Annotated in this window: 24 protein-coding genes; 14 read left to right on the forward strand and 10 right to left on the reverse strand. The window is 67.3% G+C overall.

What is annotated here, in order from left to right; translation table 11 throughout:
- Window positions 1-9: 9 nt before the first annotated feature.
- Genes pdxA through DB459_RS23535 form a run of 3 tightly spaced genes read left to right on the forward strand, consistent with a single transcriptional unit; the run spans window position 10 to window position 2983 of the window.
- Window positions 10-1047, forward strand: a complete 1038-nt coding sequence (gene pdxA / locus DB459_RS23525; RefSeq protein ID WP_253708624.1) for a 4-hydroxythreonine-4-phosphate dehydrogenase PdxA — start codon at window positions 10-12, stop codon at window positions 1045-1047.
- Window positions 1044-1925 carry a 16S rRNA (adenine(1518)-N(6)/adenine(1519)-N(6))-dimethyltransferase RsmA gene (rsmA, locus tag DB459_RS23530; protein WP_253708627.1) on the forward strand — a complete coding sequence of 294 codons (882 nt, stop codon included), beginning with the start codon at window positions 1044-1046 and terminating at the stop codon, window positions 1923-1925. Before pdxA ends, rsmA begins: the two co-directional genes overlap by 4 nt.
- The gene (locus tag DB459_RS23535; protein WP_253708630.1) at window positions 1922-2983 is read left to right on the forward strand and encodes an alcohol dehydrogenase; all 1062 of its coding nucleotides are present in this window, start codon (window positions 1922-1924) and stop codon (window positions 2981-2983) included. The genes rsmA and DB459_RS23535 overlap by 4 nt, the downstream gene beginning before the upstream one ends.
- Before the next feature lies 1 nt (window position 2984).
- Here the strand turns inward: DB459_RS23535 and gmk are convergent, their stop codons facing one another.
- The 7 genes from gmk to fabD all read right to left on the reverse strand — a co-directional run bounded on the left by gmk (window position 2985) and on the right by fabD (window position 10463).
- Window positions 2985-3635 (reverse strand): guanylate kinase, encoded by a 651-nt coding sequence (gene gmk, locus DB459_RS23540; protein WP_253708633.1) that lies wholly within the window; start codon window positions 3633-3635, stop codon window positions 2985-2987.
- Window positions 3636-3640: 5 nt separating this feature from the next.
- A complete protein-coding gene (locus tag DB459_RS23545; RefSeq protein WP_253708636.1) occupies window positions 3641-4528 on the reverse strand; it encodes a YicC/YloC family endoribonuclease in 888 nt (295 codons plus the stop codon).
- 197 nt (window positions 4529-4725) lie between these two features.
- The gene (gene mltG, locus DB459_RS23550; RefSeq protein WP_253708639.1) at window positions 4726-6039 is read right to left on the reverse strand and encodes an endolytic transglycosylase MltG; all 1314 of its coding nucleotides are present in this window, start codon (window positions 6037-6039) and stop codon (window positions 4726-4728) included.
- Window positions 6040-6293: 254 nt separating this feature from the next.
- Entirely contained in the window at window positions 6294-7559 is a 1266-nt protein-coding gene (fabF, locus tag DB459_RS23555) for a beta-ketoacyl-ACP synthase II (RefSeq protein ID WP_253708642.1), read from the reverse strand.
- Between the two features lie 123 nt (window positions 7560-7682).
- A complete protein-coding gene (locus DB459_RS23560; protein ID WP_006610957.1) occupies window positions 7683-7922 on the reverse strand; it encodes an acyl carrier protein in 240 nt (79 codons plus the stop codon).
- A gap of 333 nt (window positions 7923-8255) precedes the next feature.
- Window positions 8256-8993 carry a 3-oxoacyl-[acyl-carrier-protein] reductase gene (gene fabG, locus DB459_RS23565; RefSeq protein ID WP_253708645.1) on the reverse strand — a complete coding sequence of 246 codons (738 nt, stop codon included), beginning with the start codon at window positions 8991-8993 and terminating at the stop codon, window positions 8256-8258.
- Window positions 8994-9506: 513 nt separating this feature from the next.
- Window positions 9507-10463, reverse strand: a complete 957-nt coding sequence (gene fabD / locus DB459_RS23570; protein WP_253708648.1) for an ACP S-malonyltransferase — start codon at window positions 10461-10463, stop codon at window positions 9507-9509.
- Window positions 10464-10651: 188 nt separating this feature from the next.
- On the opposite strand from fabD, the gene DB459_RS27420 reads away from it, so the two are divergent.
- Window positions 10652-10954, forward strand: coding sequence for an enoyl-CoA hydratase-related protein (locus DB459_RS27420; protein WP_256519227.1), 303 nt, complete (start codon window positions 10652-10654; stop codon window positions 10952-10954).
- Here DB459_RS27420 and DB459_RS23580 read toward each other — a convergent pair.
- A complete protein-coding gene (locus DB459_RS23580; protein WP_253708654.1) occupies window positions 10951-11976 on the reverse strand; it encodes a fatty acid desaturase family protein in 1026 nt (341 codons plus the stop codon). The two genes, DB459_RS27420 and DB459_RS23580, sit on opposite strands and share 4 nt — an antisense overlap.
- Complete coding sequence (locus tag DB459_RS23585) at window positions 11973-12656, reverse strand: TetR/AcrR family transcriptional regulator C-terminal domain-containing protein (RefSeq protein ID WP_253708656.1); 684 nt, start codon at window positions 12654-12656, stop codon at window positions 11973-11975. Before DB459_RS23585 ends, DB459_RS23580 begins: the two co-directional genes overlap by 4 nt.
- A gap of 367 nt (window positions 12657-13023) precedes the next feature.
- Between DB459_RS23585 and rpsF the strand changes: the two genes are divergently transcribed.
- The 4 genes from rpsF (at window position 13024) to rplI (ending at window position 15486) form a co-directional block, all read left to right on the forward strand.
- Complete coding sequence (gene rpsF, locus DB459_RS23590; RefSeq protein WP_253708659.1) at window positions 13024-13464, forward strand: 30S ribosomal protein S6; 441 nt, start codon at window positions 13024-13026, stop codon at window positions 13462-13464.
- Between the two features lie 5 nt (window positions 13465-13469).
- Entirely contained in the window at window positions 13470-13709 is a 240-nt protein-coding gene (rpsR, locus tag DB459_RS23595; protein WP_253708661.1) for a 30S ribosomal protein S18, read from the forward strand.
- A gap of 190 nt (window positions 13710-13899) precedes the next feature.
- The gene (locus DB459_RS23600) at window positions 13900-14856 is read left to right on the forward strand and encodes a DUF2232 domain-containing protein (RefSeq protein ID WP_253708664.1); all 957 of its coding nucleotides are present in this window, start codon (window positions 13900-13902) and stop codon (window positions 14854-14856) included.
- 42 nt (window positions 14857-14898) lie between these two features.
- Window positions 14899-15486 carry a 50S ribosomal protein L9 gene (rplI, locus tag DB459_RS23605; RefSeq protein ID WP_253708666.1) on the forward strand — a complete coding sequence of 196 codons (588 nt, stop codon included), beginning with the start codon at window positions 14899-14901 and terminating at the stop codon, window positions 15484-15486.
- 109 nt (window positions 15487-15595) lie between these two features.
- On the opposite strand, the gene DB459_RS23610 is transcribed toward rplI, so the two are convergent.
- Window positions 15596-16417 (reverse strand): hypothetical protein, encoded by an 822-nt coding sequence (locus tag DB459_RS23610; protein WP_253708668.1) that lies wholly within the window; start codon window positions 16415-16417, stop codon window positions 15596-15598.
- Window positions 16418-16671: 254 nt separating this feature from the next.
- Between DB459_RS23610 and DB459_RS23615 the strand changes: the two genes are divergently transcribed.
- The 6 genes from DB459_RS23615 (at window position 16672) to purF (ending at window position 25053) form a co-directional block, all read left to right on the forward strand.
- Window positions 16672-17922 (forward strand): cyclopropane-fatty-acyl-phospholipid synthase family protein, encoded by a 1251-nt coding sequence (locus DB459_RS23615; RefSeq protein ID WP_253708670.1) that lies wholly within the window; start codon window positions 16672-16674, stop codon window positions 17920-17922.
- 172 nt (window positions 17923-18094) lie between these two features.
- Window positions 18095-19588, forward strand: a complete 1494-nt coding sequence (locus DB459_RS23620) for a replicative DNA helicase (RefSeq protein WP_253708672.1) — start codon at window positions 18095-18097, stop codon at window positions 19586-19588.
- 180 nt (window positions 19589-19768) lie between these two features.
- Window positions 19769-20944 carry an alanine racemase gene (alr, locus tag DB459_RS23625; RefSeq protein ID WP_253708674.1) on the forward strand — a complete coding sequence of 392 codons (1176 nt, stop codon included), beginning with the start codon at window positions 19769-19771 and terminating at the stop codon, window positions 20942-20944.
- Window positions 20945-20959: 15 nt separating this feature from the next.
- A complete protein-coding gene (radA, locus tag DB459_RS23630; protein WP_253708676.1) occupies window positions 20960-22402 on the forward strand; it encodes a DNA repair protein RadA in 1443 nt (480 codons plus the stop codon).
- A gap of 286 nt (window positions 22403-22688) precedes the next feature.
- On the forward strand, window positions 22689-23333 hold the full coding sequence (locus DB459_RS23635; RefSeq protein ID WP_253708678.1) for a CvpA family protein: 645 nt from the start codon (window positions 22689-22691) through the stop codon (window positions 23331-23333).
- A gap of 181 nt (window positions 23334-23514) precedes the next feature.
- Complete coding sequence (gene purF / locus DB459_RS23640; protein ID WP_371927004.1) at window positions 23515-25053, forward strand: amidophosphoribosyltransferase; 1539 nt, start codon at window positions 23515-23517, stop codon at window positions 25051-25053.
- The last annotated feature ends 14 nt before the right edge of the window (window positions 25054-25067 follow it).

Raw genomic sequence — 25067 nt, forward strand, 5'->3', positions numbered from 1 at the left:
CGCGCTGTCATGCGGACCGCGCTCATGAAGCCACTGGCGCTCACCATCGGCGAGCCCGCGGGCATCGGCCCGGACATCACGCTGGCAGCCTGGCTGCAGCGCCGCGAGCGTGCCCTGCCGCCCTTCTACCTCGTCGGCGATGCCGGCTTCATCGAGGGGCGCGCCGCCCGTCTCGGCCTCGACGTCCCGGTGGCGACGGTCCAGCCGGAAAGCGCGGCCGGGACCTTCGCCGATGCACTGCCTGTGGTCGAGACCGGCGAACGCATCACTGCCGCCGCGGGCAGGCCCGACGCCAGCAGCGCGCCGGCGGCCATCGCCGCGATCCGCCGCGCCGTTGCCGATGTCAGTGAGGGTCGCGCCGCCGCGGTGGTGACCAATCCGATCGCCAAGAGCGTGCTCTACAAGGCCGGGTTTTCACATCCCGGCCATACCGAATTTCTCGCCGAACTCGCTCGCAGCGACGGCGCCGCCCCGCAGCCCGTGATGATGCTGTGGTGCGAGGATCTCGCGGTCGTGCCGGTCACGATCCACGTGGCGCTGCGCGACGCCATCGCCCGCCTCTCCACCGGCCTGATCGTCGATACCTGCCGGATCGTCGCCGACGATCTCAAGCGGCATTTCGGCATCGCCGCGCCGCGGCTGGCGCTGGCCGGTCTCAACCCCCATGCCGGCGAGGCGGGCACCATCGGCACCGAGGAGCGCGACGTGATTGCACCGGCGATCGCGGCCCTGCGCCGCTCCGACGTCGATGCCACCGGCCCCTGGCCCGCCGACACGATGTTTCATGCGGCCGCACGCCGGACCTATGATTGCGCCATCGGCATGTATCACGATCAGGCGCTGATCCCGATCAAGACGCTGGCCTTCGACGACGGCGTCAATGTCACGCTGGGCCTGCCCTTCATCCGCACCTCGCCCGATCACGGCACGGCGTTCGACATCGCCGGATCCGGGCGGGCCAATCCGTCCAGCCTGATCGCCGCGCTGCGCCTTGCGGCGCGCATGGCCGCGCGCGGCGCCGCCGAGGCGGCACCAGGGAGCCGATGAGCGCGATCGACGACCTGCCGCCGCTGCGCGAGGTGATCCGGCGTCACGAACTTTCGGCGCGCAAGGCGCTCGGCCAGAACTTCCTGCTCGATCTCAATCTCACCGCCCGGATCGCCCGCGCCGCCGAGCCGCTGGCCGAGGCCACGGTGCTGGAGATCGGCCCCGGTCCCGGCGGATTGACGCGCGCGCTGCTCGCTCTCGGCGCCCGGCGGGTCATCGCCGTCGAACACGACGAGCGGGCGCTGCCGGCGCTGGCCGAGATCGCGGCGCATTATCCCGGGCGGCTCGAGGTCGTGCACGCCGACGCCCTCACGTTCGATCCACGCCCGCTCCTCGCCGGCGAACGCGCCCGGATCGTCGCCAACCTGCCCTACAACATCGCCACCGTGCTGCTCGCCAACTGGCTCTGCGCCGACCCCTGGCCGCCCTGGTACGACATGATGGTGCTGATGTTTCAGCGCGAGGTCGCCGACCGCATCACCGCGCAGGTCGGCGAAGATGCCTATGGCCGCCTTGCGGTGCTCGCCAACTGGCGCTGCGAGACCAAACGGCTGTTCGACATCGCGCCCTCGGCCTTCGTGCCGCCGCCCAAAGTGACCTCTTCCGTGGTACGCCTCGTGCCGCGGGCCGCGCCCTTGCCGTGCAATCGCCGGGCACTGGAGCGCGTCACCGCCGCGGCCTTCGGCCAGCGCCGCAAGATGCTGCGCCAGAGCCTGAAGTCGCTCGGGGTCGAGCCCGCCCGTCTCGCCGCCGCCGCCGATATCGAGCCGACGCGCCGCGCCGAAACCGTGCCGGTCTCCGGCTTTGTTGCCATGGCCCGAGAATTCATCACTATGACGGCTGCAACACAAGAAACGCCGGGAGCCGAACCGCCATGACGCTGATGCGCCGCCAATCCCTCGTCACGTTCGACGCGCCGCTGTGCGAGACCATCATCGACGCGCCCAAGCCGCAGGGCCGCGAGGTGCTGGTGCGCATCGAACGCTGCGGGCTGTGCCATTCCGACCTGCACATCCAGGACGGCTATGCGGATATCGGCAACGGCAAGCGCCTCGACACCACCCGCGGCATGATCCTGCCCTTCACCCTCGGCCACGAGATCGCCGGCGTCGTCGAGGAGGTCGGACCCGACGCCGATCCCGCGCTGATCGGAACGAAAAAGGCGGTGTTTCCCTGGATCGGCTGCGGCCAGTGCCAGGACTGCCTTGCCGGCGATGAAAATCTCTGCGCCAAGAATCGCTTTCTCGGCGTCGCCATCGACGGCGGCTTCGCCACTCATGTGCTGGTGCCCGACCAGAAATACCTGCTCGACTACGATCCGCTGCCGGTGAATTTCGCCGCGACGCTGATGTGCTCGGGCGCAACCGCCTATGGCGCGCTCAAACGCCTCGTCGACCGGCCGCGCCAGCGCAATCTCCTGCTGATCGGCCTCGGCGGCGTCGGCATGATGGGGCTGTCGATCGCCAAGGCGATGTTCAAGCAGCCGATCTCGGTGGCCGATCTCAGCGCCGCGGCCCGCGATACTGCGCTGAAGAACGGCGCGCGCTTCGCCTATGACCCGGCGGAGCCGGATGTCGCCAGGCGCATCCTCAAGGAGACCAATGGCGGCTTCGACGAGGTCGTCGATTTCGCCGGCAATGAGAAGTCGATGGCCTTCGCCGTTTCGGTGCTGGCGCGCGGCGGCAAGATCGCCGTCTCCGGCCTGATGGGCGGCACCTTCTCGATCCCCCAGGTCCAGTGGATCTACAAGCGCATGACCATCGAAGGCTTCATGACCTGCACCTTGCAGGAGGCCAAGGAGCTGATGGCGCTGGCCCGTGCCGGCAAGGTGGCGCCGCCGCCGATGCAGGAGAAGCCGATGGGCGACGTGCAGAAATGGATCGACGAATTGCGCGCCGGCCACGTCGTCGGCCGCATCATGATGGTCAATCCGTGAATCAGCCGAGCTGCCGTTGCAGCTCGCGCACGAAGCCGGTCAGGCCGACGCGGCGCTCGCGCTTCAGTCGTTCGGCCTTGAGGATCGATTCCACCTCGGCATAGGCGGTCTCGATGTCGTTGTTGATGACGATGTAGTCGTATTCGGCCCAGTGGCTGAGCTCATGGCTCGCCCGGTTCATGCGGCCGCGGATCACCTCGGCCGAATCCTGGGCGCGGCTGTGCAGCCGCAGCTCGAGATCGTGGGCCGACGGCGGCAGGATGAAGACGCTGACCACGTCGTCGCGAGCCTTCTCGCGAAGCTGCTGGGTCCCCTGCCAGTCGATGTCGAACAGCACGTCGCGGCCTGCCGACAGCGCGGCCTCGACCGGCGCCTGCGGCGTGCCGTAGCGGTTGTCGAACACGGTCGCCCATTCCAGCAGTTCGTCGTCGCGCACCATGACCTCGAAGCGCGCGGCGTCGACGAAATGATAGTCGCGGCCGTCCTGCTCGGCCGGGCGCTTCGGCCGCGTCGTCGCGGACACCGACATCGACAGTCCGGGCGTACGCTCGAGCAAGAGGCGCGACAGCGTGGTCTTGCCGGCGCCGGATGGCGACGACAGCACGAACATCAGTCCGCGCCGCTCCAGGCCCTCGATGCGTTTGCCTGTCATCGGCGTCACTCCAGATTCTGCACCTGCTCGCGGAACTGCTCGACCACATTCTTCATGGCGAGCCCGATCCGGGTCAGTTCGATGTCGTTGGATTTCGAGCAGGTGGTGTTGACCTCGCGGTTGAATTCCTGAGCGAGAAAATCGAGCCGCCGGCCCACCGCCCCGCCCTTGGCGAGCATCTCGCGGGCCTGGGCCACGTGGGAGGCGATGCGGTCGAGCTCCTCACGGATGTCGGCCCTGGCGGCGATCATGACTGCTTCCTGGCTCAAGCGGTCCGCATCGAAACGCTCGGATGTCTCGATCAGCACCTGGATCTGTTCGGCGAGACGGGCGCGCACCGCCTCCGGACGGCGGCCGGGCGCCGCATCCGCCTGCCGCGCCATGGCTTCGATTTCGTCGAGGCGCTGGCCGAGCACGGCGCCCAGCGTCGCGCCTTCGTTCTTGCGCATCTCGACGAGGCTCGACAGCGCCGTGTCGAAGGCGGCGACGACCGCGGCGCGAGCTGCCTCGCTTTCGGCCTCGCTCGCCTCGGGCTCGACGATCTCGATCACGCCCTTCAGCGCCAACAGGCCGTCGACGGTCGGCGGGGCCGCCCCGGTACGCTTGGCGAGATCGGTCGCTATGCGCAGCATCGCCGTCAGCACATCCTCGTTGACGCGGACGTCGCCGGTCGGGCCAGAGCGGGTCACCGTCAGATTGGCGTAGACCGTGCCGCGGATCAGACGCTCCGCAGCACGTTTGCGCAGCACCTGCTCGATCTCGTCAAACCCCGGAGGCAGCCGCAGGCGGAAATCGAAGCCCTTGGCGTTGACGGATTTCAACTCCCATTCGAAGGCGTGAGCGCCGCTGCCGCCATGGCTCCGGGCAAAGCCGGTCATACTCGATAACGCCATGACACTTCATCTCCCTCGATTGGGCCGGTTCGGCAGGTCCGCCGCGTCAAGGGCCCACCACGCACTGATGCACGACGGGGCGATCCTTGCGCCATCGTGGCGCAAGCACCACAAACCAAAGCGGCGAAAGGACATCCGAACGGCGAATGGCGGCGACTTTATCCGCGCGGCACACCCCTCACAAGCGCAGCCGCCTGCTACTCCACGGTCTCGGCGGGCGCGGCGGGGGCCAGCGTGCTGGCGCCGTTCCTGGTGTTGACACCCCGCTTGGCCGGTGCGGCGGCCCGCTTCCTGGCCGGCGCGGGCTTGGGCGCATCGCCGGCGGCGCCGGTGGCCTGATCGGCCGCCGCAGCCCCTGACGCGCCTGCCGGTGCGGCTGCCGCGGGGGCTGCTGGCGGCGGCTCGTCCGCCGGTTCGAGCGTGTCGTTCTGCTGCTGCTTCTCCAGGCTGCGCAGCTTGGCGACGCTCTTCTGATGCTGATCGTAGGTTTCCGAGAAGGCATGACCGCCGGTGCCGTCGGCGACGAAGAACAGATCGCGGGTGCGGGCCGGATTGGCGGTGGCATCAAGGGAGGCCCGGCCAGGATTGGCGATCGGCCCCGGCGGCAGGCCTTCGATGACATAGGTGTTGTAGGGCGATGGCTGGGTGATCTCGCTGCGCTTGATCGGCCGCCCGAGCGTGCCTTTGCCGCCGACCAAGCCATAGATGATGGTCGGATCGGACTGCAACTTGATCTTCTGGCGCAGCCGGTTGGCGAAGACCGCGGCGACGCGGCTGCGCTCGTCCGCCCGCCCCGTCTCCTTCTCCACGATGGAGGCGAGCGTGACCAGTTGCTCGGGGCTCTTGAGCGGCAGGTCCGGATTGCGCCGCTCCCAGACTTCGACGAGCACGCGGCGCTGGGCCTGCTGCATGCGCTGGATCACCTGCTCGCGCGTGGTGCCGCGCGGAAATTTATAGGTCTCCGGCAGCAGCGTGCCCTCGCGCGGGATCTCGCGGATCTGGCCGCTCAGGGTGTCGTTCTCGAGCAGCCGCGCCACGATCTGCTCCGAGGTCAGCCCCTCGGGAATCGTGAAGGCGTGCTGCACCACCTTGCCTTCGACGATGGTGTTGATCACGTCGCGCAGGCTGGCACTCTTCTGGAAGTTATATTCACCCGACTTGAGCTCGGACCGCGCCTTCATGGCGATGACGCCGCCGAAAAAGGCCCAGCGATTGCTGTCGATGACAGCCTCGCGCTGCAGGATGTCGGCGATGTCCCCCATGCCGGCGCGCGGCGGAATATTGACGACCTTGTCTTCCTGCAGCGGCCCGGGCGCATCGAGCTTCTGGCGGCCCCAGACATAGCCGACACCGACAGCGATCATCGCCACCAGGATAATGGTGATGATGGCATTGCCCGCGACGACGAACGGGTTGCGAGCGCGTGCCGAATGTCGTGGCGGCGGTGGCACCTGCTCGGGCTCGAGCGCGGCCCGCGGGCTCTTCGGCGAGATCGGCGGTCTTTCACTCATGCTGCAACCAATCCTGTCGGTCCGATCGGATTCCCGCCCCGCCGCCTTCGCTCGCTCGCCCAATTCAGCCGTGGTGCGGCCGGCCTCGGCACCGCAGCTGTGGCTTCACTGCGCGGCTTCTCTGCACCGGAAATGCCTGCGGAGACCTCGCCGAGGTCACCGGCTCCCGGGGATCGAGATTCGCCCGAAGAATGTTACACGGCGATTGCAAGCAATCATCGTGGAATATGGCAAAAGGTTGGAAGCTGCGCCGGTCAGTCGACCACCCGGCGCAGGATCAGCGACGCGTTGGTGCCGCCGAAACCGAACGAATTGGACAACGCAATATTGATCTCACGTTGACGCGCCTTGAGCGGCACGAGATCGATCGCCGTCTCCACCGACGGGTTTTCCAGATTGATGGTCGGCGGCGCGACATTGTCGCGGATCGCGAGAATGCTGAAGATCGCCTCCACCGCACCTGCGGCGCCGAGCAGATGCCCCGTCGAGGATTTGGTCGAAGACATCGAGATCTTGGATGCGGCATTGCCCAGCAGCCGCTGCGCCGCACTAAGCTCGATCTCGTCGCCGAGCGGCGTCGAGGTGCCGTGGGCGTTGATGTAATCGAGATCGGAGGCTGCGAGGCCGGCGCGCTTGAGTGCTGCGGCCATGCAGCGAAAGGCGCCGTCGCCGTCGGCCGAGGGCGCGGTGATGTGATAGGCGTCGCCCGACAGGCCATAGCCGACGACCTCGGCGTAGATCTTGGCGCCGCGCTTTTTGGCGTGCTCGTACTCTTCGAGCACGACGATGCCGGCCCCCTCGCCCATGACGAAGCCGTCACGGTCGCGGTCGTAGGGCCGCGATGCCTTTTCCGGTCGGTCGTTGAACCCGGTCGACAGCGCCCGCAGCGCACAGAAGCCGCCCAGCGAGATCCGGCTGATCGGCGATTCGGTGCCGCCCGCCACCATGACGTCGGCGTCACCGAGCGCGATCAGGCGCGAGGCGTCGCCGATGGCGTGGGCTCCGGTCGAACAGGCCGTCACCACGGAATGGTTCGGGCCCTTGAGGCCGTGCGCGATCGAGACGAAGCCCGAAGCGAGATTGATCAGCCGGCCGGGGATGAAGAACGGCGACAGCTTGCGCGGACCACGTTCTTTCAGGGTGATCGACGCCTCGGCGATGCCGGTGAGTCCACCGATGCCGGAACCGATCAGCGTGCCCGAGGCGCATCGATCCTCCTCGGTGGCGGGGTGCCAGTCGGCGTCGTCGAGCGCCTGCTTGGCGGCCGCCATCGCGAAGATGATAAAATCGTCGACCTTGCGCTGCTCCTTCGGCTCCATCCAATCGTCCGGATTGAAGGTACCGCCGGTGCCGTCGCCACGCGGAATGCAGCAGGCGACCTGGCTCGGCAGATCGGACGTATCGAAGCTGTCGATCCGCTTCGCTCCGCTCTCGCCGTTGAGAATGCGTTTCCACGACGCGTCGACGCCGCAACCGAGCGGCGAAACCATGCCGAGGCCCGTGACGACGACCCGTCTCATTGCTTCACACTCCGAAGTCGCGATCCGAATATTGAACTCGGAACGCCAGAACAGATGCCAAGAAGCCGGTGGACCGAGCGCGCGGTCCGTCCGGCTTCTGCAATTGTCCGATGGTAGAAAAAATCAGCTCTTCGCGTTCTTCTCGAGAAACTTCGTCGCGTCGCCCACGGTGAGAATGGTCTCCGCGGCGTCGTCGGGAATCTCGCAGCCGAACTCTTCCTCAAAGGCCATCACGAGCTCGACCGTGTCGAGGCTGTCGGCACCGAGGTCGTCGATGAAGCTCGCGTTGTCGACAACTTTCTCCGGCTCGACACCAAGGTGTTCGACCACGATCTTCTTAACCCGCTCGCCAATCTCGCTCATTTCAACCTCGTGCTTGTTCCAATGGACTTCAGCCGCGGGCGGCAAAAGCCTTCGGGTAAATCAAGTTGGGATACTTCAACCTGCTGGACCCAAAACCCGCTGAACCCCCTTCGCCAGTCTCGCTCGTTCGCTGCGAACTGGCGCATTACGGACTGTCGCCAGTCCGCTGTCCCCAGAAACGGCGACCGGTTCGGCCACGGCAATATACAGGGTTTTGCAATCCTGCAATGGCGTTCTTGTCCCCACCCGGCGCCGCCCGGTTACCATAGTTCGGTCCCATAAGCCAGCCACGCGCCGCCGCCGCAGCGCGGTGGAAAACAACTGCTAGGGGCCTCAGATCATTGCCATTCCACCATTCACATGGAGGGTCTGGCCGGTCACATAGCCGGCCTCGTTGGAGGCCAGATAAACCGCCGCGGCGGCAATATCCTCGGGGGTGCCGAGCCGCGCGGCCGGGACCTTCGACAGCACCGCCTCGCGCTGCTTCTCGTTGAGGACATCGGTCATCGGCGTCGCGATGAATCCCGGGGCGATGCAATTGGCTGTCACATTGCGCTTGGCGTATTCTTGGGCCAGCGACTTCATCATCCCGATCAGCCCCGCCTTGGATGCCGCATAGTTGCCCTGCCCCGGATTGCCGGTAACCCCGACCACGGAGGTGATGGCGATGATCCGGCCGAAACGCTTGCGCATCATCAGCTTGGTCGCGGCGCGGGCGAGGCGGAATGTCGCCGTCAGATTGACGTCGATGACCGCGTTCCAGTCCTCGTCGCGCAGCTGAACGAAGAGATTGTCCCGGGTGATGCCGGCATTGCTCACCAGGATGTCGAGCTGCCCCATGGCCGCCTCGGCCGACGGCACCAGGGCCTCGACCTGTTCGGCATCGGACAAATTGCAGGGCAACACATGAACGCGGGAACCGAGTTCGCCGGCGAGCTTGTCGAGCACCTCGCGGCGGGTGCCGGAGATCGCCACGGTGGCGCCCTGGCCGTGGAGGGCCTTGGCGATGGCGCCCCCGATGCCGCCGGTCGCGCCGGTCACCAGCGCCGTTCTGCCCGTCAGATCAAACATGATGTCCTCGTTCAAACGATCCTGAGAGTTGGCAGGGGGTTTGCCGCAAGCCGGCGCATGCCGTCAATGACCGCCAGCCCCGCGCGACCCGAAATCCCCGCCTCATGGCGCGGTTCAAACGCCTGTCCGAAGCAGAATACCGCCTCCAAGACACACTCAATTCACAGATTTCGTGCGCCGCGGCGTTCGCGGCCAGCGCTGTCCATCCAGCCGGCCGCCCCCCGGGGGGCGTCCGGCGACGCCGTCCGTCGCATAACCGGCTGCTGCCGGAACGGTCGAGCGATGCGGATCGCAACCGCATCTCGAACATGCGCAATGATCGGCTCAGCCCCGCCGCCGCGGCGTTCCAGTGTGGCGTCTCGCAATTGCCTACCGCCTTTGCGGCCAGTCAGCCGTAGGCAATTGCGAGACATAAGCCGCACTAGCTTTTTGATTTTGCTAGTGTCCCGATGTCTCCGAATGACCGTGCGAGGGTGAGGCAAAGACGCTCGCTGGTGGAGGCCGCGACGACGATCAGCCCTTCGTCGCCGCGAGCGCATCCTTGACCGCGGCGATATCGCCGGGCGAGCCCATCGCCAGTCCGGTGGCCCCGGCGGCGATGCGCTTGACGAGCCCGGAGAGCACCTTGCCGGCGCCGATCTCGACGAACAGCGTCACGCCCTGTCCGGCCATGAAGGCGACGCTCTCGCGCCAGCGCACGGTGCCGGTGACCTGCTCGACCAGGCGGCGGCGGATGTCGTCGGGATCGCTGATCGGCGACGCCAGCACATTGGCAACCAACGGCACCACCGGCGTCGCGATCGTGACACCGGCGAGCGCTTCGGCCATGGCATCGGCCGCCGGCTGCATCAGCCGGCAATGGAACGGCGCGCTCACCGGCAGCAGCATGGCGCGCTTGGCGCCCTTGCCCTTGGCGATCTCCACCGCGCGGTCGACCGCCTCGCGGTGGCCGGAGACGACGACCTGCCCGCCGCCATTGTCGTTGGCGGCATCGCACACCTGCCCCTGCGCCGCTTCGGCGGCGACCGCCACCGCAGCCTCGTAGTCGAGGCCGAGCAGCGCCGCCATGGCGCCGACACCCACCGGCACCGCCTTCTGCATGGCGCGGCCGCGGATGCGCAGGAGTCGCGCGGTATCGGAGATCGACAGCGCGCCGGCGGCGGCGAGCGCCGAATATTCGCCGAGCGAGTGGCCGGCGACGAAGGCGGCATCGCGCGCCACGACAACGCCGGCTTCGACCTCGAGCACGCGCAGCGCGGCGAGCGACACCGCCATCAGCGCCGGCTGGGCGTTCTCGGTGAGCTGCAGCGTCTCCGCCGGCCCATCCCACATGGTCGCGGTCAGGCGCTCGCCGAGAGCGGCATCGACCTCATCGAACACGGCGCGCGCCGCGGCGAAGCCGTCCGCCAGCGCCTTGCCCATGCCTACTGCCTGCGATCCCTGGCCGGGAAACGTGAATGCTGCCGTCATGCCCTAGTGTCCTGTCTCCGAATTACCGCTTCATTTGCCTCACCCTCGCACGATCATTCGGAGACATCAGGACACTAGCAAAATCAAGAAGCTAGTGCGGCTTATGTCTCGCAATTGCCTACAGGGGCTTGCCGTAAAGGGCATAGGCAATTGCGAGACGCCGCACTAGTACCCTGTCTCCGAAGTTCGTGGTTCGCCTGCAGCACCCTTCCGACACGAACTTCGGAAAGCGGGTCCCCCTCGCGAAATGCCGCGGGTTAAGACACTGGCGCGGGCGATGCTGTCAAGTCGGCCGGCGCGCCCTCGGTTATCTGCTCGGCGGCGACGCGTTTTCGGCGCAGGAGGCAATGGCGGTCGGGCTCGTCAATGCGGTGGCGCCGCATGACGACTTGGAGCGCCGTGCCGAGGACCTCGCCGGGCGCATCATCGCTCATTCGCCGCTGGCGGTGACCGCGGTAATCACGGCGGCGCGGCGCCGCCCCCAGCCTTAGAAGCCGGACGCGGCCTGGTCGCTGGACATCGCCACGCCCTCGCGGGAGCGGCGGACATTGCTGACCAGCTGCCCCGGCCGGTCCTCGGACGCCGGCCTTGCCGTCGCCAGCCGCAGCACCGCCAGGTAGCTCGACTGCACCTCCATGCGCGCGGCGTAAGGCCCGCGCGACAGGATCGCGTGCACCTTGGGCAGGTTGTAGCAAGGCACGTAGAACAGGAGATGATGCTCGAGGTGGTAGTTGACGTAGTACGGCGCGATGAACGCCCGCGCCAGCAAGCCCGCGCGCGTGGTGCGCGTGTTGCGCAGCGGATCGTTGCTGTCGGGCACCACCGCGTGCTCGGCGATGTTGCGGATGCGGGTGATCACCATCATCCAGGTCAGGAGCGGCACCAGCCAGAGCAGCGGATAGGCCCACCACACCCCGGCGAGCGCGAGCAAGGCAAACAGGCCTGCGTTGACCGCGATCTGCCGGCCGAGCGCTTCGGCCGCACGGCGCAGCCGCTGCCGGAGCGGCCAGACTGAATCGCCCAGCGCGTTGAGCAGCTGCGCCTTGCGCAGTTGGAAGCCAGTCTGGCCAGTGATGTCGCGAATGAATTTGCGCCGATAGCTCGCCCTGGTGATCGGGAAAGGCGCCGACAGGACGAGGTCGGGATCGTCTTCCTGCTGGGTCCGCGCATGATGCTGCAGGTGATAGCGGCGATAGGCCCGCGTCTCGGCGAAGATCGGACAGGCGCAGAACCATTGGCTCAGCAGCATATTCAATCGTTCGGACGCGGCGAGGCTGCCATGGGCGCCATCGTGCATCAGGATGGCGAGGCCGAGCTGGCGTGAGCCGATCAGGGCGACCGCGACGAGGTAGGTCACCGGATTGGGAAAGACCGCGACGAGGGCCATGGCAGCGCCGATCACCGCCCAGGCATGGGCCACCAGCGCGATGCCTTGCCAGTCCGAACGGCACCGCACCTCGACGAGTTCGGCCTCGGTCATCAGGTCGCGCGCCTTCAGGCGAAGTGCTGTCATGGCGTCTTCTCCGCGGCAGTCGTTTCGCTTTTGTCGTTGTCGCTGTCGTCGGCCACGAGGCGCAGCGGCGCATCAGCCTCGGCCTCCAGCAGGTGCAGCATGTCCGCCACCATCACCTCGGCGGAGCGGCCGACGGCCTGCCCCTCGATGGTGACACCGATGGCGATCGTCCAGAATCGCCGGGCGGTCAGCGCCGGATCGCGCCGCGAGCGCCAGCCGCGCCGCGCCATTTCGCCGGCATAGGCGCGCAGGCCCTCCTGGTGCAGCCGCTGCACCGTACGCTCGATCAGCGACGCGAGTTCAGGACGCCGCCGCGCCAGCGTCATCGCCTCGATGAAGAAGCCGATGGCGTCGGCATGGATCACCCGTTCGACGAGCGCGCGGGTATAGGCCTCCGGCGTCGCGGCGCCGCTGGCCGCCTCTTCGGCGCCGCGGGCAAGATACAGCACGTCGCGGCAGGCAGCCTCGACGAACAGGGCCTCCTTGGCGTGGAAGTAATAGGTGATCTGGCTGGGAAAGGCGTCCGCCGCGGCGGCGATGTCGGCGATGGAGACGTCCGCCAGGCCCCGCTCCTTGAACAGCCGGCTGGCGGCGTTCAGGAGCTTGGAGCGGGTGCGTTGGCCGGCGCTGCGCGTGGCGCGCACGGCGTGCTTGGGCGCGACTGCGCCGGTTCCGGACATTTCACTCCCCTGAATTGATGTTGTTTGTATGTTAGACAAACAAATCCGTCAAGATGGTCATGGATACGCCGACCAGGCTATGTTCGCACCCGGAACCGCCCTCCCCATTCGCCCCCGGCGGGGCCATTCCGGGCCGTTTCGCCTTGCCAAGAGCGAATTATCCCTTATAAGCAGCGCCATTCGTGAGCTTCCGGCCGGGAGCTGAACGGACGATCTCAGCAATCCCACTTCACCGGATTGATGCGACAGGATCGGCACCACCGATCCGGCGTCCCGTGTTCCCGCCTTCTGAGCAGTCGAGCCTTTCCCGAAGGGCTCGAAGGGCTTGCCGCCGGCAGCATCGCGACCAACTCAGGAAAGGACGGCCATGCCTCTTTACGAGCATGTATTTCTTGCGCGCCAGGATGCCAGCGCGCAGCAGGTCGAAGAACTCACCGCCCAGCTTACCGGCGTGATCGAAGGTCTCGGCGGCAAGATCACCAAGACCGAGGCGTGGGGCGTGCGCTCGCTCACCTACCGCATCAACAAGAACCGCAAGGCGCATTTCGTCATGCTCAACATCGACGGCCCAGCCGCGGTGGTGGCGGAGGTCGAGCGCCAGGAGCGGATCAACGAAGACATCATCCGCTATCTGACGGTGCGCGTCGACGAGCTCGAGGAAGGCCCCTCGGCGATGATGCGCAAGTCCGAGCGCGACCGTGACCGTGACGACCGCGGTGGTTTCCGTGGCGAACGCGAAGGCGGCTTCCGTGGCGACCGCGGTCCGCGTCGCCCCCGTGAAGAAGCCCCTGCCGAGACCGAGGAGTAAGAAACATGGCCGAAGCTGGTGCTCGCCGTCCGTTCTTTCGCCGCCGCAAGTCCTGCCCGTTCACGGGCGAGAATGCGCCGAAGATCGACTACAAGGATTCCAAGCTGCTGATGCGCTACGTGTCCGAGCGCGGCAAGATCGTGCCGAGCCGGATCACCGCCGTGTCCGCCAAGAAGCAGCGTGAACTCGCCCGCGCCATCAAGCGCGCGCGGTTCCTGGGCCTGCTGCCCTACGTGATCCGCTAAGCCTTCCCGATGCCATCAGCGGTGCCGGCCTCGCCGGCGCCGCTGGTCGCACGGATCTGATCGCAACACCAAAGATCGCAGCGCCGTCGCCATCGGCGACGGCGAACACAGCAAGGCTCCGGGGTCACGCCCGCGGCCGATGGTTGGGGCAAACGACGCCTCTAACCGCTCGAAGGGAGCGGGACAGCTGATGATGATGCAGATTCTCATTGCGCTCGCCGCCGGCGCCGCTTCGGCGCTGATGTTCGTGTCCATCATTTCGGGCGCGATGGTCTCGCTCGTTTTGTTCTATCTCGCCCCGTTGCCGCTGATGGTCGCAGCGCTCGGCTGGGGCACCGCCAGCGCGCTGGTCGGCGGCCTGCTCGGCAGCGTCGCCATCGGCACCATTCTCGGCCTGCCCTATATGGCGGCCTTCGGCCTGACCATTGCCCTGCCCGCCTTCTGGCTCGGCCATCTCGCGCTGCTCGCCAAGCCGGTCGAGACCGCGCCATCCGCCCAGCCCGTGCTGGAATGGTATCCGACCGGCCGCATCCTGGCCTGGATCGCCGGCTTCGCCGCGCTGACCACCATCGTCGCCCTGCTCTCGCTCGGCACCGACGCGACCGCGATCACCGAAATGCTCAAGCGCGCCCTGACGCGCATGTTCGGCATGCGCGACGCCGGCTCGAGCGATGCGGCCAGCACCGACCAGCTCGTCACCGTGCTCGCCGCGATCGCGCCGTCGGCCGCGACCATGGTGGCGATGCTCACGCTGGCGGTGAATCTGTGGCTCGCCGGCCGCATCACCCGGACTTCCGGACGGCTGGCGCGGCCCTGGCCGCAACTCGACCTCACCGAACTGCCGCCGATGACCCTCGCCGCCCTTGCCCTCGTGCTGGCGCTGGCCTTCACCGGCGGGCTGACGGCGCTGATCTCGCAGATCATCGTGGCGGCCCTCGTCATGGCCTATGCGCTCAGCGGTTTCGCGGTGCTGCACATGCTGACCCAGGGCGCGCAGCTGCGCGGCCTGTGGCTGAGCAGCAGCTATGCCGCCGTCCTGATCTTCGGCTGGCCCCTGCTGATGATGACAGCGCTCGGGCTCGTCGATGCCGCGTTCGGCCTGCGCCGCCGCAAGCTGGCGCGGCCCGGCCGGTCACCATCCCAGTAATTTCCAACCCGCAACCTGATCGAACATCGAAGGAGATCAACCATGGAAGTCATTCTTCTCGAGCGCGTCGCCAAGCTCGGCCAGATGGGCGAGGTCGTCCGCGTCAAGGACGGCTTTGCCCGCAATTTCCTGCTGCCGCGCGGCAAGGCGCTGCGCGCCACCAAGGACAACCGCGAGAAGTTCGAGGGCATGAAGGCCGACCTCGAAGCCCGCAACCTCGAGGCCAAGGGCGAAGCCACCAAGGTCGCCGAGAAGATCGACGGCAAGAATGTCATCGTGCTGCGTCAGGCCTCTGAAACCGGCCAGCTGTTCGGCTCGGTCTCGGTCCGCGACATCATCGCCGCCTTCGCCGCGGAGGGCGTCAACATCAACCGCTCGCAGGTCCTGCTCGACGCGCCGATCAAGGTCATCGGCCAGCACAAGGTGTCGGTCGCCGTGCATCCCGAGGTCGAGGTCACGGTCAGCGTCACCGTCGCCCGCAGCGCCGACGAGGCCGACCGCATCAACCGCGGCGAGGACGTCAACAGCCGCAAGGAAGACCAGGACGCCACCGCCGAGGCGCTGGCCGCCGCCGGCGAGTTCTTCGATCCGGAAGCCGCCGAGGAAGAGCCGGCCGCCGGCGCCCAGTAAGCCTCGCGCTCCAACGCAAAAGCCCGGCCATCAGGCCGGGCTTTTTTGTGCCTATCTGCTGTCGCAGAGGTCGTCGCTATCGGCCGCGCCGCGCGCGGTGCCCTCGCCTTTACTGGTTGGACGCCGGCGAAGCGGCCGGACTGGCCGTTTCCTTGGCCGCCTCGGCAGCGGCGGGTTTCTCGACGCTCTTTTCGGCGGGCTTCTCGCCTGCGGGAGCCGGCGGCACTTTGGCGTCACCGGCGTCGGGCTTGATGTCGGCCGCCGTCGGCGGCGGCAGGTTGACCGGCTCCGGCACCGGCACTGCGGCGTCGATGGCGCGCTGCGAGGCCGCCGGGGTCTCCGGCTTGGTTTCCTGCTTTGCGGCGGCGGCCGCATCCCCCTTGGGCGCCTCGGCGGCAGGTTTGGCGGCATCGGGCCTGATCGCCGCGTCCGGCGTCGTCGGCTCGCCCTTCCGGCGTTTGCCGAGCCTGGTCTTGCCCTTGGCCCGGGTGGGCGCTTCGCCTTCGGCGGCCGGCATCTCGCCGCGTGGCCTGCGTTCGACACGCTCCTTGTCGCCGCCAGGCCCGGATTCGGCCGCAGGCGTCCCGATCGGAGCATCGGACCGCAGATTGGCCGCGCCCTCACGGCGGCCGTGGCGGCCAGCCGCCCGAGGCTCGGCTGCCGCGCCGCCGCCGCCGCCGGCCAGGAGATAGGCGCTCAGCATCTGCGCCATCTCGCCTCCGGTCGTGTAATGCTGCCGCAGGAAACCGGGCAGCGACTGCGGCGGCACCGTTTTCAGAAGCCCGCGCGAGCTCTTGTGACAGGCGCTGCAATTACCGTTGAAGATTTGAATGGGGCTTTTGCCCGCATCCAGGTTCTGGGCCCAAACGGGCGTCCCCACCACGCAGCCGATCACGGCAGCCGCCGCTAAACTGAGCGCTCGGCTCAACATTTACGTCCTCCAGACCCGTCAGCTTCCACATTGCGGGCGACAGGTTTAGCGGAATCTCCGGCGAAGGGAAGCACCGTTCCCGCCCCCGAACGCGCCGTTCTGGCCGCCCTGCTCGAGACGCATTGGCGCCCTTGCGAGAGCCATGCTTAAGTACATACCTACTAGGAACCGGGTCCTGACCGAAAGGGTTGAATTAGGCGCAATTTGCGTAGCCGAATTCCTCCAGTTCGCGCTGCGCCAATTCGGGTGGCGACATGTCGGGCTTGTTGGGTCATTTCCTTCAGCGTTTCGTCCGGCGCGGTATTCTCACGGTCACGACGGCCGAGGGCGAGACGAACACCTATGGCGACGGCACCGGACGGCCGGTCGCGATCCGTCTCACCTCGCGCCAGGCCGAGCGACGACTGCTGCTCGATCCCGAACTCGCCCTCGGCGAGATCTATATGGACGGCGGCATGATCGTCGAGCAGGGCTCGATCGCCGACCTCCTGGCCGTTTCCCTCGACCAGCCGCAGATGTCGCCGCAATGGGGCAGGCTGCAGCGCTCGGTACGCTACCTCTTCCGGCACGCCCAGCAGTTCAACGTCCGCGGCCGGGCGCGGCGCAACGTCGCGCACCATTACGACCTCGACAGCCGGCTTTACTCCCTCTTCCTCGATGCCGACCGGCAATACAGCTGCGCCTATTACGAACATCCCGAAGCATCGCTCGATGACGCCCAGCTCGCCAAGAAGCGGCACATTGCCGCCAAGCTGCTGGTGGGACGCGGCCATCGCGTCCTCGACATCGGCTGCGGCTGGGGCGGCCTCGGCCTCTATCTCGCCGAAACCGCCGGCGCGAACGTCACCGGGGTTACCTTGTCGGCTGAACAGCACGCCGTCGCCATCACCCGGGCCGCCGAGAAGCACCTGTCCAGATCTGCAAATTTCCTGCTGCAGGACTACCGCGACGTGCCCGGCACCTTCGACCGCATCGTCTCGGTCGGCATGTTCGAGCATGTCGGCGTCGATTATTACGACAGCTACTTCCAGCGCTGCGCCGAGCTGCTGAGCGAGGATGGCGTGATGCTGCTGCATTCCATCGGCCGCTCCGAAGGGCCGGGCATCACCAATCCCTGGATCGCCAAATACATCTTTCCCGGCGGCTACATCCCCGCCTTGTCGGAAGTGCTGCCGGCGATCGAGCGGGCCGGCCTGCTCGTCACCGACGTCGAGATCCTGCGGCTGCATTACGCCGAGACCCTCAAGGCCTGGCGCGAACGCTTCCTCGCCCGACGGGAGGAAGCCGAACAGCTCTACGATGCGCGCTTCGTGCGGATGTGGGAATTCTACCTGGCGGCGTCGGAAATGTCGTTCCGCAAGCAGAACATGATGAATTTCCAGATCCAGCTCGCCAAACGCCAGGGAATCGTGCCGATAACGCGCGACTACATCCCGCGCGAGGAGGCCCGCCTGCGCAACGCCGAAGGCCAGCACAGCCCCAAGCTCCAGCTCGCCGGCGAATAGGCCTGCGCCAGATGACACGGTCAAGCGCCGCGACGCGGCGGATCGACGTTATCCGCCATTTCCAGAGCGGCGTCATGGTGGTGCATAAGCACGCGGTTCCACCTTTCGCCGGCCGCACAGCAGGTGCTTTATACGCCCCCCATTCCGTTGAATTTGAAGTTATTGTCGCGCCATGGCTGTTGATTCGAACGTTCTCAAGCTGGCGCCGGATACCTCCGCGCCGGCGTATCGCGCGGCGCCGCATAACATCGAGGCGGAGCAGAGCCTGCTCGGCGCGATCCTCGTCAATAACGACGCCTTTTACCGGGTCTCCGACTTTCTCGAGCCCAAGCACCTGTTCGAGCCGATCCATCAGGTGATCTACGAGACCGTCTCGAGCCTGATCCGCGCCGGCAAGATCGCGACCCCGGTGACGCTGAAGACCTTCCTGCCCGCCGACGCCGACATCGGCGGAATGACGGTGGGGCAGTATCTCGCCCGCCTCGCCGCCGAGGCGACCACGATCATCAACGCCCAGGATTACGGCCGGACCATCTACGAACTCGCGCTGCGCCGCGACCTGATCCGCATCGGCGAAGACATGGTGAATGTCGCCTATGATGCGCCGGTCGACTTCGCGCCGCGCTCGCAGATCGAGGATGCCGAGCGGCGGCTCTACGAGCTCGCCGAATCCGGCCGCTACGAGGGCGGCTTCCAGCGCTTCTCCCAGGCCCTCACAGTCGCGGTGGATCTTGCCGCCGCCGCCTACAACCGTGACGGCAAACTGTCAGGCGTCTCGACCGGCCTGCGCGACCTCGACGCCAGGATGGGCGGCTTGCAGCGCTCCGACCTCATCGTCCTTGCCGGACGCCCGGGCATGGGCAAGACTTCGCTCGCCACCAATATCGCCTTCAACGTCGCCCAGGCCTACGCCTACGACATCGCGCCCGATGGTACCCACCGCACCACCAACGGCGGCGTGGTCGGCTTCTTCTCCTGCGAAATGTCGGCCGAACAGCTCGCCACCCGTATCATCGCCGAGCGCACCGGCATCCCCTCGAGCAGCATCCGCCGCGGCGGAATTTCGGAAGCGGACTTCGAGAAGATCCGGGACCATGCCATCGAATTGCAGTCGCTGCCGTTCTATGTCGACGAAACCGGCGGCCTCGCCATCGCCCAGCTGACCGCACGCGCCCGCCGCCTGAAGCGCCAGAAGGGCCTCGACCTGATCGTGATCGACTATATCCAGCTGCTCTCGGGAAGCAGCAAGCGATCCGACAACCGCGTCCAGGAAGTGACCGAGATCACCACCAGCCTGAAGGCGCTGGCGAAGGAACTGAACGTGCCGATCATCGCGCTGTCGCAGCTCTCGCGACAGGTCGAGAACCGGGAGGACAAGCGGCCGCAACTGTCCGACCTGCGTGAATCGGGCTCGATCGAGCAGGACGCCGACGTCGTCATCTTCGTCTACCGCGAGGAATACTACCTGCAGAACCGGGAGCCCCGCCCCGGCACGCCGGAACACGAGAAGTGGCAGACCGAAATGGACCTCGCCCATGGCAAGGCCGAAGTCATCATCGGCAAGCAGCGCCACGGCCCGACCGGCACCGTCGAACTGCACTTCGACGCCAACATCACCCGCTTCGGCGATCTCGCGAACGACAATTATCTGCCCGAGCAGATGTGAGCGGCGCCGGCGCGGGATGCGAGCCTCGCTGCATGCTCGACTACTGCTGCGGTTGAACCGCAGCAGTGCGCCGCGTATGGTTGATCGGCCGAGATCGGCGCTGCGTCGCGCGACGCCTGCAGGCCGGCGGCGTTCCATGCTCCGAACTCTTCGCGCCGACGTCTTCGAGTGTCGATCGACATGAAACAAACGTCCATTCTTTCAGCTGCCGGCGCGACCGGATCGAAGCCGAGCCATGACGCGGCCTGGGATGCCGCCGTCAACGGCATTCTGACCATCGACCTCGACGCCATCGTCGCCAACTGGCGCAAGCTCGACAGCCGTGCGGTGCCGGCCGAATGCAGCGCCGTGATCAAGGCGGATGCCTATGGCTGCGGCGCCGCGCCGGTGGCGCGCGCCCTGGTCGGGGCCGGCTGCAAGACGTTCTTCGTCGCCACCGCCGTCGAGGCCCGCGCCGTGCGCCTCGCCGCCCCGGGCGCGACGATCTATGTGCTCGACGGCTGCTTCGTCGGCGCGGCGGAGGCCTTCGCCGAGATCGATGCCAGGCCGGTCATCGGCGATCTCGCCGAACTCGCCGAATGGGACGCCTTCTGCCGGCGCAGCGGCTGGAGCGGCGGCGCCGCGCTGCACGTCGACACCGGCATGAGCCGCCTCGGCCTGTCGATGGCGGAGGCGCAGTCGCTGCTGCCGCGCGTTCACACCGGCAATCACGGCCTCACCCTGGTGCTCAGCCATCTCGCCTGCGCCGAAACGATCGATCATCCGATGAATGCGCGGCAGCTCGGCGCCTTCCGGGAGATCGCCCAGGCCTTTTCCGGCATTCCTGCCTCGCTCGCCAACTCATCGGGGATCTTCCTCGGCCCGCATTTCGGCTTCGAGATGGTCCGCCCCGGTGCCGCGCTCTACGGCATCAACCCGACGCCGGAGGCCGACAATCCGATGAAGCCGGTGATCCAGCTGCAGGCGCGCATCGTCCAGCTCCGCAACATCGAGCGCGGCGAAACCGTGGGTTACGGCGCGACCTGGACGGCGCGGCGGCCGACCCGCCTCGCGGTGGTGGCCGCGGGCTACGCGGACGGCTACTTCCGCGCCGCCGGCGGCGTCGACGGCGTGCGCAGCGCCGAAGTGATGGTCGCCGGCCGGCGCTGCCCGATCGCCGGACGGATCTCCATGGACCTGCTCGCGGTGGACATCACCGATGTCCCGCCCAATGCGGTGCGGCGCGGTCACCTCGTGACGTTGATCGGCGAAGGCATCACCGTCGACGAGGTGGCGCACCACTTCGACACCATCGGCTACGAGGTGATGACGAGCCTCGGCCACCGCTACGCCCGCGTCTATCGCGGCGCTGTTTGATGCGGTGAAGCGCCAATGGCCAAGAACACGCTGAGCTTCGTCTGCCAGAACTGCGGCACCGCCTACAATCGCTGGCAGGGCAAATGCGACTCCTGCGGCGAATGGAATACGCTGGTCGAGGAAGACGTCAGCGGCGCCACGACGATGCCGGCGAGCATCCGGCCGCGACGCAAGGGCCGCACCTTCACCCTCGAGTCGCTTTCCGGCGAGAGCCATGACGCGCCGCGGCTGCCCTCGGGTCTCGCCGAGCTCGATCGCGTCACCGGAGGCGGTTTTGTCCGCGGCTCGGTGCTGCTGGTCGGCGGCGACCCGGGCATCGGCAAGTCGACCCTGCTGACCCAGGCCTCCAGCCTGATGGCGCGCGCCGGCCATCGATCGGTCTACATCTCCGGCGAAGAGGCGGTCGCCCAGGTGCGGCTGCGCGCCGCCCGCCTCGGCCTCGCCGGCGCCCCGGTGCAGCTGGCCGCCGAAACATCGGTCGAGGACATCATCGCCACCTTGTCGGAAGGAGCGACGCCGCGGCTGGTGGTGATCGATTCGATCCAGACCATGTGGACCGACACCGTCGAATCCGCCCCGGGCACCGTCACCCAGGTGCGCGCCTCGGCCCAGGCGCTGATCCGGTTCGCCAAGAAGTCCGGCGCGGCGCTGATCCTGGTCGGCCACGTCACCAAGGACGGCCAGATCGCCGGGCCGCGGGTCGTCGAACATATGGTCGACGCGGTGCTGTCCTTCGAAGGCGAAGGCTCGCAGCAGTTCCGCATCCTGCGCGCGGTCAAGAACCGCTTCGGCCCGACCGACGAGATCGGCGTCTTCGAAATGACCGGGCTCGGCCTGCGCGAGGTCTCCAACCCTTCGGAACTGTTCCTGTCGGAGCGCGATCTCGGCAGCCCCGGAACCGCGGTCTTCGCCGGCATCGAAGGCACCCGGCCGGTGCTGGTGGAACTCCAGGCCCTGGTGGCGCCGACCTCGCTCGGCACTCCGCGCCGGACGGTGGTCGGCTGGGACCAGAGCCGCCTGTCCATGGTGCTGGCGGTGCTGGAAGCCCATTGCGGGGTCAAGCTCGGCGGCCATGACGTCTACCTCAACGTCGCCGGCGGGCTGCGCATCCAGGAACCGGCGGCAGATCTCGCCGCCGCCGCGGCGCTGGTGTCGTCGCTGGCCAACGCGCCGCTGCCGCCCGACGCGGTCCATTTCGGCGAAATCTCGCTATCGGGGGCGGTGCGCCCGGTGGCGCAGACCGCGGCACGGCTCAAGGAAGCCGCCAAGCTCGGTTTCAGCCGCGCGGTGCTGCCGGAGACCGCCCGCGGCGAGGCGACCGCCGATGGCGGCCTTTCGCTGACCACCGTCGGCTCGCTCACCAGTCTCGTCGCCGATATCGCGGCCCGCGGCGCCGGGCGTGGTGCCGCCGCTGGAAAAAATGCCACACCGGCGAAAATCCGCCGGAGCGAGGCCTGAACGGCGGATGACGCTGGCCGCCGCCGCCGCTATACACCCCCCGGGCGGTTGCCACGCGCCCGCCCAGACGGTCGGGTATCGCGGCGATCAGGAACCGAGACGGATCGGCCAGGCGGCGATCGAGGACTCGAACGGCTGCGGCCGGCCGGGTGCCTCGGCAACGTTGCTGCGGTTGGGCGTCGTCTTCTTGGGCCTTGCAGGGGCGGTGCGATCACCGTCATCTGGCTAAAGCCTGCGGAACCGATTCGCCCGGGAATTGGAATGCAAGAGCGGACCTGACCAGCCGATGCCGATTACGCTTCTCGATCTCATTGTTCTCGCGGTGATGCTGCTGTCGGGCCTGTTGGCGATGATCCGCGGCTTCATGCGCGAGATCCTGTCGATCGCCGCCTGGGGCGCCGCCGCCCTGACGACGCTCTATGCCTTCAACAAGCTGCTGCCGACCGCCAAGACCTATTTCAACAACGATACCATCGCCGCCATCGCGGTGGTGGCCGGCGTCTTCATCGGCACCCTGATCGTCGTCTCGATCGTCACGGTGCGGATCTCGGACATGGTGCTGGATTCGCGGATCGGCGCGCTCGACCGGACCCTCGGCTTCCTGTTCGGTCTCGCCCGCGGCCTCCTGATCATCGTCGTCGCCTTCCTGTTCTTCGTCTGGCTGGTCCCCGAGAAGCAGCAGCCCGATTGGGTCCGTTCGGCGAAATCCAGGGTGGTGCTGCAAGGAACCGGCGATTGGCTGATGTCGCTCTTGCCGGATGACCCCGAGAACACCATCTTGAAGAGGTTCAAGAAGCCGAAAACGGACGAGGAGCAGAGTGACGCGGCTCCCGATCCCCGCCCGACCGGCGGGACCGATGCCGGCGGCTATGCGAAATCGGCTCGTGACGGCCTCAAGCAGTTGATCGACGGCGGCAAGGCGGCCCGGTAGCGGCCTGCCGGGGCGATCGGCTTTTGAGGAGGTTCTGCTCTTCCGAGGGGCTTTGCGCTTCTGAGGAGTTCTCAAGAACCAGAGGCGTCTGGACGGTGACGGCTGGCGGGCGCTACAAGGCGCCCAGGATGCGAAAGGTTGCCGGACTTCAGCTCCGGTGGAGAGAGGCACGATGGACGAGATGCAGGACCCCTCCGGCGACACTCCTGCCCGGGACCTCGGCCCCCGCCCTGACAGCCTTAACCGAAGCTTTCCCGAAAGCATCATGATCGACAAGGACCTCGACGGCGACACGCTGCGCGAGGAATGCGGCGTGTTCGGCATCTTCGGCCACCCCGAGGCCGCGGCGATCACCGCGCTCGGCCTGCACGCCCTGCAGCACCGCGGCCAGGAAGCCGCCGGCATCGTGTCCTTCGACGGCGGCCGCTTCCATTCCGAACGCCGCCTCGGCCTCGTCGGCGACACCTTCTCCCGCCGCGAGGTGATCGAGCGCCTGCCCGGCTCCGCCGCCGTCGGCCACGTGCGCTATTCGACCACCGGCGAAACCATTCTGCGCAACGTGCAGCCGCTGTTCGCCGAGCTCAACGCCGGCGGCTTCGCCGTCGGCCACAACGGCAATCTCACCAACGGCCTCACCCTGCGCCGCGAACTGGTGCGCGGCGGCGCCATGATGCAGTCGACCACCGACACCGAGGTGATCCTGCATCTCGTCGCCCAGTCCAAGCGCAACCACTTCATCGACCGCTTCATCGAGGCGCTGCGCGCCATCGAAGGCGCCTATTCGCTGGTGGCGCTCACCAACAAGAAGCTGGTCGGCGCCCGCGACCCGCTCGGCATCCGGCCGCTGGTGCTCGGCGAACTCGACGGCTGCCCGATCCTCGCCTCGGAGACCTGCGCCCTCGACATCATCGGCGCCAAATACATCCGCGACATCGAGAACGGCGAGGTCATCGTCTTCGACGAGAGCGGGGTGCAGAGCCACAAGCCCTTCCCGCCCCAGGACCCGCGGCCCTGCCTGTTCGAATACATCTATTTCGCCCGGCCGGACTCGGTGCTCGGCGGCCGCCCGGTCTACGACGTGCGCAAGGCGATCGGCGCCGAACTCGCGCGCGAGAGCCATGTCGAGTCCGACGTGATCGTCCCGGTGCCGGATTCCGGCGTGCCCGCGGCGATCGGCTACAGCCAGCATTCCGGCGTGCCCTTCGAGCTCGGCATCATCCGCAATCACTATGTCGGCCGCACCTTCATCCAGCCGACCCAGAGCATCCGCGAGCTCGGCGTGCGCATGAAGCATTCCGCCAACCGCGCTGCGATCGAGGGCAAGCGCATCGTCCTGATCGATGATTCGCTGGTGCGCGGCACCACCTCCAAGAAGATCGTGAAGATGATGCGCGAGGCCGGCGCCCGCGAGGTCCATTTCCGCATCGCCTCGCCGCCGATCACCCATCCCGATTTCTACGGCATCGACATGCCGGACCGGGCGCATCTTCTGGCGGCGACCCGCACCATCGAAGAAATGCGCGACCTGATCGGCTGCGACAGCCTCGCCTTCCTGACGGTGGACGGACTTTACCGCGCCATGGGCGAGCCCGGACGCGACCCGGCCCATCCCAAATTCACCGACCACTATTTCACCGGCGACTATCCGACCCCGCTCACCGACCAGAACCACACCGAGACCACGCCACGCCAGCTCTCGCTGCTCGCCGAAGCGAGCTGAGCCAGGCCGAGCCG

The organism is Bradyrhizobium sp. WD16 (assembly GCF_024181725.1).
Lineage (GTDB): Bacteria > Pseudomonadota > Alphaproteobacteria > Rhizobiales > Xanthobacteraceae > Bradyrhizobium_A.

Bases quoted from the DNA above. Each gene is read 5' to 3' on its own strand.
- DB459_RS23545 (WP_253708636.1), bottom strand. From the start codon at position 4,528: ATGGCGTTATCGAGTATGACCGGCTTTGCCCGGAGCCATGGCGGCAGC.
- fabD (WP_253708648.1), bottom strand. From the start codon at position 10,463: ATGACGGCAGCATTCACGTTTCCCGGCCAGGGATCGCAGGCAGTAGGC.
- DB459_RS23560 (WP_006610957.1), bottom strand. From the start codon at position 7,922: ATGAGCGAGATTGGCGAGCGGGTTAAGAAGATCGTGGTCGAACACCTT.
- mltG (WP_253708639.1), bottom strand. From the start codon at position 6,039: ATGAGTGAAAGACCGCCGATCTCGCCGAAGAGCCCGCGGGCCGCGCTC.
- DB459_RS23610 (WP_253708668.1), bottom strand. From the start codon at position 16,417: ATGTTGAGCCGAGCGCTCAGTTTAGCGGCGGCTGCCGTGATCGGCTGC.
- DB459_RS23600 (WP_253708664.1), top strand. From the start codon at position 13,900: ATGATGATGCAGATTCTCATTGCGCTCGCCGCCGGCGCCGCTTCGGCG.
- rsmA (WP_253708627.1), top strand. From the start codon at position 1,044: ATGAGCGCGATCGACGACCTGCCGCCGCTGCGCGAGGTGATCCGGCGT.
- rpsF (WP_253708659.1), top strand. From the start codon at position 13,024: ATGCCTCTTTACGAGCATGTATTTCTTGCGCGCCAGGATGCCAGCGCG.
- alr (WP_253708674.1), top strand. From the start codon at position 19,769: ATGAAACAAACGTCCATTCTTTCAGCTGCCGGCGCGACCGGATCGAAG.
- rpsR (WP_253708661.1), top strand. From the start codon at position 13,470: ATGGCCGAAGCTGGTGCTCGCCGTCCGTTCTTTCGCCGCCGCAAGTCC.
- pdxA (WP_253708624.1), top strand. From the start codon at position 10: ATGCGGACCGCGCTCATGAAGCCACTGGCGCTCACCATCGGCGAGCCC.
- gmk (WP_253708633.1), bottom strand. From the start codon at position 3,635: ATGACAGGCAAACGCATCGAGGGCCTGGAGCGGCGCGGACTGATGTTC.
- radA (WP_253708676.1), top strand. From the start codon at position 20,960: ATGGCCAAGAACACGCTGAGCTTCGTCTGCCAGAACTGCGGCACCGCC.
- fabF (WP_253708642.1), bottom strand. From the start codon at position 7,559: ATGAGACGGGTCGTCGTCACGGGCCTCGGCATGGTTTCGCCGCTCGGT.
- DB459_RS23615 (WP_253708670.1), top strand. From the start codon at position 16,672: ATGTCGGGCTTGTTGGGTCATTTCCTTCAGCGTTTCGTCCGGCGCGGT.
- DB459_RS23580 (WP_253708654.1), bottom strand. From the start codon at position 11,976: ATGACAGCACTTCGCCTGAAGGCGCGCGACCTGATGACCGAGGCCGAA.
- purF (WP_371927004.1), top strand. From the start codon at position 23,515: ATGCAGGACCCCTCCGGCGACACTCCTGCCCGGGACCTCGGCCCCCGC.
- DB459_RS23635 (WP_253708678.1), top strand. From the start codon at position 22,689: ATGCCGATTACGCTTCTCGATCTCATTGTTCTCGCGGTGATGCTGCTG.
- rplI (WP_253708666.1), top strand. From the start codon at position 14,899: ATGGAAGTCATTCTTCTCGAGCGCGTCGCCAAGCTCGGCCAGATGGGC.
- DB459_RS23620 (WP_253708672.1), top strand. From the start codon at position 18,095: ATGGCTGTTGATTCGAACGTTCTCAAGCTGGCGCCGGATACCTCCGCG.
- DB459_RS23535 (WP_253708630.1), top strand. From the start codon at position 1,922: ATGACGCTGATGCGCCGCCAATCCCTCGTCACGTTCGACGCGCCGCTG.
- DB459_RS23585 (WP_253708656.1), bottom strand. From the start codon at position 12,656: ATGTCCGGAACCGGCGCAGTCGCGCCCAAGCACGCCGTGCGCGCCACG.
- fabG (WP_253708645.1), bottom strand. From the start codon at position 8,993: ATGTTTGATCTGACGGGCAGAACGGCGCTGGTGACCGGCGCGACCGGC.